This is a genomic window from Enhygromyxa salina (genome assembly GCF_000737335.2).
GTDB classification, from domain to species: Bacteria; Myxococcota_A; Polyangia; order Nannocystales; family Nannocystaceae; genus Plesiocystis; species Plesiocystis salina_C.
The window spans coordinates 1-12,638 of the sequence record NZ_JMCC02000016.1; the positions used below are offsets into that span (position 1 = coordinate 1).

13 protein-coding genes are annotated in these 12,638 nt (G+C 65.9%); 10 read left to right on the plus strand and 3 right to left on the minus strand.

Annotated elements, in window-relative coordinates; all coding sequences use genetic code 11:
- The coding region (locus DB30_RS08150) for a serine/threonine-protein kinase (protein WP_146658283.1) at nt 1–1,064 on the minus strand (1,064 nt) is incomplete at its 3' end.
- A gap of 210 nt (nt 1,065–1,274) precedes the next feature.
- On the opposite strand from DB30_RS08150, the gene DB30_RS43045 reads away from it, so the two are divergent.
- The gene (locus DB30_RS43045) at nt 1,275–1,556 is read left to right on the plus strand and encodes a helix-turn-helix domain-containing protein (RefSeq protein ID WP_052547506.1); all 282 of its coding nucleotides are present in this window, start codon (nt 1,275–1,277) and stop codon (nt 1,554–1,556) included.
- Nucleotides 1,557–1,628: 72 nt separating this feature from the next.
- Here DB30_RS43045 and DB30_RS08160 read toward each other — a convergent pair whose 3' ends face one another.
- Complete coding sequence (locus DB30_RS08160) at nt 1,629–2,255, minus strand: sigma-70 family RNA polymerase sigma factor (protein WP_052547508.1); 627 nt, start codon at nt 2,253–2,255, stop codon at nt 1,629–1,631.
- Between the two features lie 244 nt (nt 2,256–2,499).
- On the opposite strand from DB30_RS08160, the gene DB30_RS08165 reads away from it, so the two are divergent.
- Nucleotides 2,500–3,537 (plus strand): serine/threonine-protein kinase, encoded by a 1,038-nt coding sequence (locus DB30_RS08165; RefSeq protein WP_052547511.1) that lies wholly within the window; start codon nt 2,500–2,502, stop codon nt 3,535–3,537.
- A 29-nt stretch (nt 3,538–3,566) separates the two neighbouring features.
- Nucleotides 3,567–4,289, plus strand: a complete 723-nt coding sequence (locus DB30_RS42180; protein ID WP_052547513.1) for a helix-turn-helix domain-containing protein — start codon at nt 3,567–3,569, stop codon at nt 4,287–4,289.
- 101 nt (nt 4,290–4,390) lie between these two features.
- Here DB30_RS42180 and DB30_RS08180 read toward each other — a convergent pair whose 3' ends face one another.
- On the minus strand, nt 4,391–5,365 hold the full coding sequence (locus DB30_RS08180) for a hypothetical protein (RefSeq protein WP_146658284.1): 975 nt from the start codon (nt 5,363–5,365) through the stop codon (nt 4,391–4,393).
- Between the two features lie 533 nt (nt 5,366–5,898).
- On the opposite strand from DB30_RS08180, the gene DB30_RS08185 reads away from it, so the two are divergent.
- From DB30_RS08185 to DB30_RS08215, 7 genes are all read left to right on the plus strand, one after another.
- The gene (locus tag DB30_RS08185) at nt 5,899–7,212 is read left to right on the plus strand and encodes a hypothetical protein (RefSeq protein ID WP_146658285.1); all 1,314 of its coding nucleotides are present in this window, start codon (nt 5,899–5,901) and stop codon (nt 7,210–7,212) included.
- Nucleotides 7,213–7,214: 2 nt separating this feature from the next.
- Nucleotides 7,215–7,958, plus strand: coding sequence for a helix-turn-helix transcriptional regulator (locus tag DB30_RS08190; RefSeq protein WP_146658286.1), 744 nt, complete (start codon nt 7,215–7,217; stop codon nt 7,956–7,958).
- A 35-nt stretch (nt 7,959–7,993) separates the two neighbouring features.
- Complete coding sequence (locus DB30_RS08195) at nt 7,994–8,350, plus strand: J domain-containing protein (protein ID WP_052547522.1); 357 nt, start codon at nt 7,994–7,996, stop codon at nt 8,348–8,350.
- A gap of 89 nt (nt 8,351–8,439) precedes the next feature.
- A complete protein-coding gene (locus tag DB30_RS08200) occupies nt 8,440–9,015 on the plus strand; it encodes a hypothetical protein (RefSeq protein WP_052547524.1) in 576 nt (191 codons plus the stop codon).
- Between the two features lie 493 nt (nt 9,016–9,508).
- On the plus strand, nt 9,509–10,015 hold the full coding sequence (locus DB30_RS43050) for an RNA polymerase sigma factor (RefSeq protein ID WP_420870646.1): 507 nt from the start codon (nt 9,509–9,511) through the stop codon (nt 10,013–10,015).
- Nucleotides 10,016–10,027: 12 nt separating this feature from the next.
- Nucleotides 10,028–11,194, plus strand: a complete 1,167-nt coding sequence (locus DB30_RS08210) for a serine/threonine-protein kinase (RefSeq protein ID WP_146658288.1) — start codon at nt 10,028–10,030, stop codon at nt 11,192–11,194.
- A gap of 133 nt (nt 11,195–11,327) precedes the next feature.
- Nucleotides 11,328–12,608: a tyrosine-type recombinase/integrase gene (locus DB30_RS08215; RefSeq protein WP_052547527.1), complete on the plus strand. Its 1,281-nt coding sequence runs from the start codon at nt 11,328–11,330 to the stop codon at nt 12,606–12,608.
- Nucleotides 12,609–12,638: the final 30 nt, after the last annotated feature.

Sequence of the window (12,638 nt, forward strand, 5' to 3'; positions counted from 1 at the left end):
AACGCGCCCCGCAGCTCGGCCCGGCGCTCGTCGTTCCAGATCGACTCGAGCTCACTCATGACTTCCTCGCACGCGTCGGCGTGGGCCGGCTGCGCCGACACCAAGAACCCAACCGCCACCGACGCAGCGATCGCCGCGCCACCAACAGCCGCCGCCCACGGCCAGCCCCGCCGCGTCGGCTGGTGCTCGATCTCCAACGCACCCAGCAGTGCCGCCATGTTCGGCCAGCGCTTGCCAGCGTCGGGCGCCAGGCCCCGGGCGAGGATCTTGTCGATCGAGCGCGGCACCCTGTCGGCGCGGTTCGGCTTCGACACCCGCCCACGCTCGCGGTCCGCCATACTGGCGAACGGCGAGTGGCCGTGAAACATCTCGTAGACGATCATGCAGTACGCATACAGATCATCGCGGACATCCAAAAATCCGCGGTCGATCACCGCGGGCGCCATGTACTCCCTGGTGCCCACGCGATCGCCCATGCCCAGCGAGTCGTTGACCAAACAGGCGAGCCCGAGATCGGCCACAAACGGCCGCCCATCGGCATCAAACAGGATGTTGTTGGGCTTGAGGTCACGATGCAGGATCCCCGCGTCATGGATCGCCGCCAGCCCGCGGCCGATCTGCAGCGCCACATCCAACGTGTCCTCCCACGGCCCCAAAAACTCGCGCTCTTCCAGCGTACCGCCCGGCATGTAGGGCATCACGAGCGCGATGAAGTGCAGTTGAAACAGCCCCACGTCGATTACGGAGATGACGTTGGGGTGCTCGACCAGCGCGAGCAACCGGGCCTCACGCAGTGGCGTGTACCTGCGGCCCGCCGCTGCGGCCTCGCAGAGGTCTTCTCGCGCGCTGTCGGTGATCCCCAGCGCTTCGAGCATCTCGGGATTCATCGTGTCGAGCGCCGACAAGTCGAGCGACACTTTGCACGCGACCCGGCGCTGGAGCTGGCGGTCCCATGCCTGCATCACCGTCGCGTGACCCCCGGAACCGATGCCGCCGATCACGAAAAAGCGCTCCTCCGAGAGCCGAGGAAGGTCGTCGAATGACTCCGTCGATGCATCAACCATGCTCCTCCGATGGTAGCAGCCCCGCAAATGTATCGTCTCGGGAGAATTCACCACCGGCCCGCTGCCCGCTTTGGGTGAGCTGCGGTTCCGGGCAGCGGGCCGGCGACCAGGCAGCAAAAGTCTGAGATTTTTCGTCACAAGTATGTGGGGCACCTGACATCGCGGATCGAGGTGGCGCGACCCAGTTCAAGCAAGTTCCGACAGCCAGTCGTGGGGCAGCGTTTGCGCGAGCTTCGGGAGCAGCGCAAGCTGACGCGGGCGGAGCTGTCGGAACTGACAGGGGTGGCGACGAGCGCGATCGTTCGACTCGAGCGGGGCCAGGATGTGCGTCTATCCACGTACTTGCCGGTCCTCGACTATTTCATCACTCGAGCGCCGCAGGGATGGATGATCGGGGAACGCTTCGCGCTTTCGTCCGCGTCGCGCCGTCGCAGGTTGCTCGCGGCGCTCGACCACCTCGGACCAGAAGGTGGTGATCATGACGGGGCGTGAGCATGGTTTGGTGTTGGCTGTGCTCGGACAGCGACCTTTGCTCGAGGGTGAGGGGCGGACAACGGGCACCTGTTATCGAGTCGCGGTCGCTGAGGAGATCGAGCTCGAGGGATCGGATCGAGGTGGCAGTTGACGATGCCGGTCGAGTGTCGCTTGGACAGCCTTTCGGCGCAGACCTTCTCGGTGTCGTTGGGACTCGAGCTGCGCAACGAGCTTCTTGCGGAGACGGGAGACCGAAGCGCGCACGGCCGCGGGCCCGAGATTCAACTCGTCGGCGATCTCTCGATAGGTGTACCCGTACGCTCGCGCTTCGATGATCCGGCGCGCGCTCGCGTCACAGACCTCGAGCAACGCGTCGACCCGCTGCAGCTCGTCACGGGCACGAACCCGCTCGCTCGGGCCCACGGCGCTCAGGCAATGCCGCGCCGACTCGCAGCCAACGACCCTGTTGTTGCGGACGCGCGTCAACTCGCGACGCACGGCGTTGTTGGTGCAGGAGAGCACCCAGAAGAACATGCGCTCAGGCTCGGGTATGTTGCCCGCGCGCAGCTTGGCGAGCATCTCGATCATCGCCGACTGAATGACCCCGTCGAGTTGGCTTCGCTTGCGGAAGAACCTGCGCGCCCATTGGCGGGCGACCCTGACAAAGTGGGACGTCGCCGACGGGTCCCCGTCGAGCAGCTTCTGATGGTCCAGCATCGTGCGGAAGATATCAGCGACTCCCGAGGACCCCTGGCCTTTGGGACAAGTGCGAAACTGACCCGATCAGAGAAACACGCGCGTGCAGCATCCCGTGACGGGGTTGAGGCGATGCTCGAAGTCGCTGATTTCCGTCTACGATCAATTTCCGTCCGGGGCAGCGCCGACGAGAGCCGCCACAGCGCGTGTGAGTGGGCAACGGACGTGCAGCGTAGGGAGTCCCCGCTGTAGGACGCGGTGTTCCATGAACGACGCGGTGGAGGATCGGCGACAGGAGTTTCCGCGAGGCGTGCCGCCGTGGCGATCGTGCCAGGAGCTGTGGTTGATCGGCCCGCCCCGGTCGTGGGGACCGGTGTTCACGGATGCGCGCCGGTTGTGGTCGCCCAAGGTCATGTCGGTCGTCGCTAGCAGGGTGGGTGCTCCGATCACCGACGTCGCAGGCAAGCTGCTCGCGGACAAGGCGAGCGCGCGCGGTCGATACCTGTTGCTCGGCACGATCGCTCGGACGCGAGGCTGCACCGTGTTCGCTGCGGTGGATCAGCTGCTCGCGCGCGAGGTCGCGCTGAAGGTGCATCACGACAGCGACGACGAGACCACGTGGCGGCTGCTGGCGGAGGTTCAGGCGATGACGCGCTTCGACCACCCCAACATTCTGCGTGTGCATGACGTGGGTGATCATGACGGATGGTTGTACTCGGTCATGGATCTGTGTGACTGCGATCTCCTGGCATGGAAGGGTGGCGAGGCGTGGTCGGAGGTGCTTGATCGGTTGCTCGAAGTCGGCCGTGGGTTGTCGCTCGTTCATGCAGCCGGGCTCGTGCACGGCGACGTGAAGCCGGCGAACGTGTTGGTCAAAGATGGGGTCGCCAAGCTCGGCGACTTTGGCCTGGTGACGACGCCCGGGTGGTCCGGGCGCGTGGTTGGGACGCCGGGCTTCATCGCGCCAGAGGTGGCCGATGGGCGGCGTGGGCATGAGGGCGACCTGTTTGCGTTCGCGTGCTGTGCGTGGACTTGCCTGTTCGGGGGTCCGCCGTTTGGCGAGCCGCCACCTGGCGCCGATGTTTCGGCCGCGACCATGGTGCTGGTCGAGCGCGCCCGCGAGGGCCAGTTCAACGAGGGCGAGGCCCCGTCGTCCGTGTCGCCGACCGTGACTGCCACATTGCGGCCGGCGCTGCGATCGGATCCAGCAGAGCGACCGACGCTTGATCAACTGCTCGGACAGCTCTCCGCGCTGCGATCTGCACGCGTGCCCACGCGCTGGCGTTGGTGGCCTCGACGATGACATCCGATCGAACTCGCTTTGGTAAGCACGTGCGTTCGCTTCGAAGGGCGCGGGGCTTCACGCAAGAGATCCTCGCGGAGCGCAGCGGTCTGTCGCCTGACACCGTCCGTCGACTCGAGAATGGTGGACTCTCCCCGAGTCTCGACACGCTGGACAAGCTCGCGCGCGGGTTGAGGCTGCAGATGAGCACGCTGTTTGTCGAGTACGAGCTGGGCGTGCGAGACGTCAGGCGAGAGCTCCTCGACCTCGTGGCGGGCCGGCCTGAATGCGACCACGAGCTGGCCATGCAGCTGCTCGAGATCTTGTTCGAAACGCTCGAGGCTCTATGGACCGACGCCACCAGCGACGAGGGGATGGCAACAACAATGGACAAAGCCGACAATTCGAGTTCGTTCGGGGCTCACGTCAAACGCCTACGCGAGGTTCGGCGCATGACACAAGAGGAGCTGGCCGCTCGGAGCGGGCTCGCGGCCGACACGATCCGACGGCTCGAGCATCAGGACTTCTCGCCGTCGTTGCGGACGCTACGCAAGGTCTGCAAGGGGTTGGGTCTCTCCGTCGCGGCGATGTTCGTTACCTTCGAACTCGAGGGCGTACCCGAGGATGTCGCCCGCATCACGGGTTTGCTGATCGGGCGCTCCGCCGTGGAGTTGGGGCTGCTGGAGCGCGTGCTTGCTGCTCTGATCGAGGAACTCGAGCACCGGGGGTCGAGCGCCCGCGCAGACGAGTCACCATCAGCCAATCCTCGGTAGGCTAGGCTGGAATTTCAACGACTGGCACGCGGCGTCGCAGGTCCGCGTGTCTACCTGTTTGGTTTCGCCGCGACGTTCTCGACGTAAATCGTGGAGCGAGGCTAATCGCAAAATCGAAACGAACCGGAAATGACCGGTGCGTCTGCGCCGATTGTGGCCATGATCGCTGCACTCACGGCCGGAAATTGAGTGTTCACGTCCTCAGGGAGCAACGAGACCCCGGGGGAGTCATCGATGGGCGAGCAGCCAGCAGCGATCTCGCGCAGCTGCGGCGGCGGCTCCAGCTTGCTCGATCCGTCCGGCCAAGCCCGCGGCTCGACGCAGACCCTCCGCGACCGGCTGCGGTCCATGAGCGACATGCGACGAACCGGCGGTAGCCACAGCAGCGCGCCTTCGCTCAGCGGCTCGAGCTGTCCGGCGTTCCACTCGCCTCGGCTGAGCATCTCTCGATACGCGGCCTGGGCCTCGAGGTTGGCCGCGAGCTTGCGCGCGCGCGCCTCGGCCTTGTGAGTCGGCCAGCCCTTGCGGGCGGCGGCATCGAGCGCGGCCTCGTGCAGGACGCTCGAGACGATCCCAGCCTCGCCCACGAGCTCGTCCGCCGCCCGCACGCGATAGAAGTAGCCAGGCGTTGGTATGTCGCAGGTGAAGGCCGTCAGATCCGGCGACATGGCCCGCTCGGTGGCGACCTTGGGGGCGCTTGCGGGCATGGTGGCCGCTGGTCGCGCCTCTGCTCGGGCCTCGTCGACGAGGCCCCGGATGATCTCGGCCAGCTGCCAATGCGACGGGTGCTCGCCAGGCTGATCCACGGTTGGATACGGCGTGCCGCGCCAATGCCAGAGCCAGACCAAGCGACGGTGATCCTCGATGTTCGGCGCCAGGCGAACGAACGCGCGTACGGTCAATCGAAGGTCATCAAACTCTTCGGGCGTCTGCGGCAACCAGACCCCGCGACTCACCGGCTCCTGGATGGGACTTGCCGGCTCCTCGGTCAGGGCCGGCGCTGGGGCTTCTTCTTGGTCCAGCTTGCCGGCGCGCCACCGATACAGCGCGAACGCGCCGACGCCCAAGCCGACCATGACCGCGAGCGCTGTGATCGCTGAGCGGCGACGCGACCCGGGCGTCCCCGTGAGAGGCGCTGACGCCGTCCTCGAACGCATGAAGATCTCGGGCATGGGCGGCAATTTCAGCTGCCAGGCTTTCCACGCCTCGGAGCCCACCGGGGCGATCCCCTCCTCCATGTCCGGACTGGGCGAGGTCGTCACAGCTCACCCCCACCGGTGCCGCCCATGGGCGGCACCGCGAACAGCAGCGACAGGTTCTTTGTTGCGCTTCGCATGAAGTCTTCTCGGTGCCCGACTCTGGATAGGTGGGCGGCTCACGTCAGCCCGTTTAGGGGTTCTCGCCGCGACCTTCTCGACGCCGTGAAACTTGAAATAGCACCGGCAATTCGCGGATCGAGGCTAAATGCAAAGTCGAAACGAATCCGAAATTGTCGTGAGTTCGCCGAGAACCCGACCCATGAATGCTGCATTCATCGCTTGCCGGCAGCGAAGACTGCCGGTATTCGAAGATTCACGCCCTCACGAGGGAATGAGAACGGCTGGTATTCATGGACTGGGAAACTCCGACCCCTTCGCTGCCTGATCTTCTCGACGCGGACGTGCCCGCCGAGTTGATCGACGGGCTCGAGCGCTTGGCGAGCGACGCGAAGCTGCTCGCAATCCGGTTTCGCTGGCGGCCGCACGAGACCGCAGCCACGGGATTCCTAACCAAGAACCGTCTGCGGGGTCTCGAGGGCCACAGCAACGTCGAGATCGCCCGCGCGGTCACGGCCTACGCCACGCACCTGCACGACGGCGGCACCTGCGAGAGCAAGTTCGAGGCCCAGGTTCGCCGCGAACTCGACGAGCCGGACGCGGACGGGCCCAAACGCGAGTACCGCTCGATCACCTTCTACTTGAACACCGACACGGCCGCGGCGGACGACATGAGCGCAGCATTCAACGACAACGACCACCACGACTTCGGCGAGCATGACTACAAGCCCAGCTGGCAACCGCCGCCGCCCTCCGCAGTCCCACCCGCGCCGACTGGCTACGACGACTACGCCGGATACGTGGAGCTGTCGCGGTCGGATCCGACGGCGTTCGCCATGCTCGTGGTCCAGCAATCCAATGATCGCGTGGTCACGATCCTCGAGCGCTTGCTGTTCTCCTCGGTGGGCCGACTCGACGCCGTGTTGGCCAGGCAGCTCTCGGGCTCGCGCTACCTCAACGAGGCGCTAAAGACCCTCACAAAGGGCGCGGGCGACATCGCGGGGCTCGGGGTCACTCTGTTTCATCAGGGCCTCGAGGGCCAAGCCAAGTTCGCCAGCGTGGAGCAGACGGCCGAGCTCGGGAAGGAGCGGACCGAGCTCATGCGCGACGGGATCAAGCAAGGGTCACTGCTGATCCAGGCGGTGCTCATGGCCAACGCGGCCAAGCACCGCGAGGCATCGGCTGCGTCTCGTCCGCGCGACGAGCCGCCGTCGGCTGCGACGGGAGCGCGAGCGCGGCCGCACCCGAGCGCGGACGACAGCGCCGCGAACTCGCCACCGCCACCGCCACCGCCACCACCGCCCGCAGAGCCTGAGGACGACATGAGCGAGGCGGATCGAGACATCGTGGAGCGGGCCCGGCGACTGCTCGGCTTGGTCGGCCCCGACGTTCGGGACCAGCTGCGGAGCGTCACGCCCACGCTCGGCGCCGTGTTCGACGAGCTCGAGGATCGGCCGCTGACCGCGAAGCTCATCCGCGAGGTGATCATGGGCGCGCAGAACAGCGTCGACCGCGACGAACTCGAGAAGGCTGCGGAGCTGTTCGACGGGGGGATTGCTGACGCGTTCGCCGGGTTGGTCATGCGCGTCTACTCGGAGGCCATGTGACCGTGCACTGCAGTCACGAGATCGAAGCCGGCGCTGAGCTCGAACCCGATGCCGAGGCCTGCGGTCGGCAAGCCGATGCCGACCTCGAACGCGTGACCGGGGTCTGCGACCACCAAGCTGGCTCTGAGCTCGAACGGATGACCGAGGAACCCAGCCAGGAGACCGACGGCGCTCGGCTCGAACGCGTGGCCGTGGACTGCAGCCACGAGACCGAAGCCGGCGCCGAGCTCGAGCGCGTCGACTTTCGCGTCGCTAGCGACGAGTCGGCCCGGCGGATCGAGGCCGTGCTCGGTGCGCTTGGGTTCGAACCCGTGCGGGATCTGGCGCAGATCGAGGGCGACCTGTTCGAGGAGATCGCCGACGTCGTCGCCCGCCGCTACCGGCTGTCGAGCCGCGAGCACCAAGCGCTCACGCTGTTGCTGCGTGGGATCTCGCGCGAGCAGATCGCGGTCGAGCTGCGGGTCAGCAAGCCCACGCTGAAGTGGTACCTGTACAACGTCTATCAAAAGCTCGACGTGCACAGCTCCGAAGAGGCGCTGCGCCTCGCGCTGCGGATCGACGGCGACCCACGCTGGCTACGGGATCCTCGGCGGCAACGCGAGGCCCTCGAGCTGCTCGAGACCGCGAGCGTCGAGCTGTTGGCCGCTACCCGCGGACACAGCCGTGAGCGGATCGAGATCGCCAGCGCGCGGTTCGACGAGGTCCTGCGTCGCGCTCGGGCGCTCGTTCACGACACCACTACCTGATCAACCGACGACACCCACGAAGCGAGGAGAGCCCCATGAGCTGCGCCGACCACTACGAGACCCTCGGGATCCACCCAGACGCGACCGCCGACGAGATCCGCCGCGCCTATAAAAAGAAGATCCGCGACGCCCACCCCGACAAGCCTGGCGGCGACACCGAGCAGGCCCGGTTGCTCGATGAAGCTCGACGCACCTTGCTCGACCCGATCGCCCGCGCCGAGTTCGACGCTCGCCGACTTAGCGGGGATCTGATCGATGACGCGATCGGTGCACTCGCGGATGTCGGCGAGCGCGCTGTCGAGCGGCTCGGAGTGACGCTTCAGGCCCGCGGACGCGATCTTGTCGGCATTCTGCGCGGCAAGGCGAGCGACGCGATTCGCCGCCGCAAGTGACGACATCTCTCCAGGCACCCCGCGACTGTCCACGCAACGCTGACGCAGCGCTTGGCATCTGTCCACGAATGAGGCAAGGAACACCACCAATGAGCATCGTTGTTCAATACACCAACACCCTCGATCAACAGCGAGCAGCGGCGCTTCGTGCTGTCGTCGCCGCCAACCCCTCGACGACAGCGGCGCAGCTGAAGGCCCTCGTGGTCGAGTTTCCCGCGCTCGGAGGGGTCGTTCTACGCGACGTGCTGCCCGAGCAGACCGGCGCGGCGAAACCCGCGAAGCAGCGCAAGTCGGCGCGCAAGGTCGGCCGTCCCGCGAAAGCGACGACGGCCGGCCCGCCCGCGAAAGCGACGACGGCCGGCCGGCCCGCGAAAGCGACGAAGCCGGCAGCCGTCGAGCCGGTGGCGACTCCGGCGGCGCCAGCAAAGGCCGCCGGTCGGTCGCGCGCCTGGAACGTGAGGACCGACGAGGGCCGCGCCGAGTTGGACGCGGCCGTGCTCGAGGGGCTGGCCGCGCTCGGGGGCAAGGACGTCCGCGCGGAGGGCCTGCGCAAGCGGCTGGGCGCGACGCCCCACCAACTCCGCACCGCGCTCAACCGTCATATCGGCTCTGGGGCCGTGACCTACACCGGCCAGGCTCGCGGGACTCGCTACTCCCTCGTGTGACCCTGGCCGAGCGGCTGTCGGGTACGGCCTGAGCACGCGAGAGTGCTCGGGCCGCACCAATTTTGGCCACCATCGCGGCCGCAGCTACATGCAGAGCGGGGAGACCAGCACACGCACGACGTTCGAGATGTTTCCACATGGATTGCAAACCGGCCGCTCGCCCGAGGGGCTGCTCGATAGCGCGTCCGAACCGCACGCAACGGATACAGTCCCACTGGCACCCACGACCGCAGGTTCACTCGTCGCCGGGACAGTTGGCCAGAGCCTCAAACGCCTCGGCCCTCGGCGCGTGTGGCTGCGGCCGGATCGCGGCTGCTCCGGCGACTACTGGCTCACTCTTGCAAACCGGCCGGTCGGAATTCGAGTGTGTACGTGGGTAAATTTTCAACACAAGGTGGCAACATTCCACAATGTGGATATGGCAATCTGAGTACCGCGATTCGCTGGGGTGTAGTAGTTGACTCTCTCGACCTCTGCCCTGACACTTCGCCGCGTGACACGAGATGACATCGCCCTGTACCGGTCTTGGGTTGAACAAGGGGATACATCAGCAGGAACTGAGCTCATCGACCGCCATCATCGAACCCTGCTTCGATGGATAGCGACTCGGGTGGAGTCATTGCATACAGCATACGACATTTCGCATGACGTGTGGGTCAGGGTGATGGGGGGCGGGTACTTGGGGCGCGGTGAATTCGCGGGTTGGCTCACTCGGGTGGCTCGCACGGAGGTCGGTCGCCACTATCGAAGGCGGACGCGACGACCCGAGTTGACGCCGGCGGCGAGGACGTCTCCTACGGCACAAGTCAGTCGGCTCGAGGTCCGGCGGGCGCTCGATGAGTTGAGCAACTCGGATCAGCGAGAAGCGATGCGACTACGATATCTCCATGAACTCTCGGCCGCGGAGGTCGCTGAGCAGGTAGGGGCTCGAGAGAAGACGGTTCGCTCTCGAATTCGGCTAGCGACGTCCAAGCTGCGGGCGCGACTGTACCTTCACTAAATAGGATTGAACATGACCAACGAGATGGACGAGATCTTCGTCGCCGTCTCTCGCCACGTCGCGCTTCGACGCTTGGGTGCTCCATCGGAACCCCCAGTGCTTCGCGGTCGATATCAGCTTCATGCCGTCGTCGGCAGTGGCAGTTTCGGTGTTGTGTATCGCGCGTGGGATCGCGTGCTCGAGCGCTTCGTCGCGCTCAAGCGGACCCGCGCGATCGACCTTGGCGAAGCTCGCGCGCTCGCAGCGATCAGGCATCCCAACGTCGTCACCGTCTTCGATGTCTACCAGGAGGAAGATGTGGTCGAGGTGGTGATGGAGTATCTGGACGGGATCAAGCTGCGTCGGTGGGTTCGTCTAAAACGGGACGACAGCAGGGCTCTGCTGTCGCTCCTGGCCAAAACGGCGGATGGCCTGGCCGCGATCCACGACGCCAAGCTGGTTCACGCCGACGTCAAGCCCTCGAACATCATGGTCGTCGGTGGAGAGCCGGTCATCATCGATCTCGGGCTGGCGAGGGCAGGCCGAGGGGGCGCGACGAAATACCTCGCGCCGGAGATCCGCGCTGGGTTGCCACCCGACGCCAAGACAGACCAGTACAGCTTTTGTCTCGTGGCAAAGGAGGTGGTGGGATCCAGGATGGGTCGCCGCGTCGCCCGGGTGCTTCGCCGCGGCCTCGCTGGTGATCCCAGCGAGCGGTGGCAGGACATGCACGAGTTGGCTACGGCACTTCACGCGATCTCGCGTCCACGACGGCGATGGGTCGTGGCGGCGCTTCCGATCGCTGCGTTGCTGCTCTTCTCTCGCGGCCAGATCTCGCGCCCGAGGCCGGACGGGGCGTTCCCCGTGCGCTTCGCCAACATTGGGCGCATCGCGGTCGCTAGTGGGGAGGTTGTCGAACACGCCAGGCATGGAGACGAACGTGCAGTACTCACAGCATGGGAGCGCGGATCCTACGAACTGCAACATTTCCCGCGTATCGCCGGAATGTGGTCTGAACTACTCGCAAGCCATCTGGCCCATGCCCATGGCTCATCTGGGGAAGTCACGACATCGATATTGACCAGTGCCGCCGGGAGCTATGAACGTGCGGGTGTTTTGCGCGGAGCTGCGCGAGCACGAGCAAAGGCTGCGCGAGTACTACAGCAGAATAGCGATGACATCGGTGCATTGCATCAGTAAGCCTGCATGCGAGCAAATCTAGTAGGGAAGTTGTGCAAATAGGGAACAAGACCCGTGGATTGTGCGTGTGGGGTCCGATTGTCTCACCTCATGGAACCCGCGACCCGGAGTGGGTGCGCGGCCACTACAGATCATGGCAACTAACAAACGACGAAACTCCCGAACCAAGAACGGAATCAAGATCAGCGAGGTCGGCAGCCGCCGACGCCTCGAGGTCGACTTCACGGTCAGCGTGGCGGGCGAGCGGGTTCGCTTTCGCCGCTTCTCTCCGTTTGACACCCGCGCCCGCACCCAACAGTGGGCGGAGGCCGAGCGCGCCGCGATACTCGAGCGCGCAGGTGAACCCAAGTCGAGCTCGCCTCGCGTAAATCCAACGGCCCCACGGATCTTCAAGTACTGGGCTGCCCGCTGGCTAGAGGACGCCTCGAACCCCGCCCGGCGGAACGGCGCCAACCGCCGACAGTCGATCGAGAGCAAGGAGGCGGTCTCGCGTGTGCACCTCGTCCCGTTCTTCGGGCGCCGCGCGATCACGAAGGTCAACGAGGACAGCATCGACGAGTACGTGCACAAGAAGATGGTCGACGACGGACTCGCCGAGACCACCGTCGCGCTTCACCTCCGCTACGTGCGGGGGATCCTGAAGTTCGCCAAGCGCAAGGGCAGCGCAGTCGAGCGCGCGCTGCCGCTGCCACCCAACCTCACCCGACCTCGCGTCGAACGTGTCCGGGTCCCTGCTGCTCTGAGCGAGGCCCAGACCGAGACGCTGCTGCTCAGTGTGAGGCCGCGGATCGTGCTCTACGCCTTTTTCACAATTCTTTTTCGCCAGGGCTGTCGCGTTGGCGAGGTCCAAGCGTTGCGCTGGTCGGACATCGACTTCGAGAACGGAACGATCAACATCGCACGCAACTGGGACGGCCAGGAGTTCGGCCCGACCAAGAGCGGCCGACCTCGGCGCGGTCCGCTGCACCCGGAGGTGCGCGAGGCGGTCAGCCGGTTGCCTACCTCCGATGCTTGGGGGCTGCTGTTCCCCTCGTTGAGGGATTCGCAGCGGCCAGCGGACGGCCAGTCACTGCTTCGCAAGCTCCGCGAGCAGGCGAAGAGCCTCGAGCTGCGGGACGAGACCGGCGAGCGGATCCATCTCACCACGAAGGTCGGGCGCCACAGCCTCGGGCGGCAGTGGGCCGAGCGCGGGCTGCCGCTGCGTTCCCTGCAGGATCTGCTTGGGCACGCGAGCTTGGACATGACCGAGATCTACATGCACTGGAGCAGCGCTGAGACCGCCCAGCACCTTCATCAGATCGGCAGCGGCCGCCGCCCACAGGTCGACGAGATCATCCGGCGTCTTCGCGGCGAGGGTGTGGATGACTTCCTTCTCAGGCGCGCAGGTCTGCTAGACTCCGGCGACGAGCAGTGATCGAACCCGCACGTTGCGCCCCGCGGACAT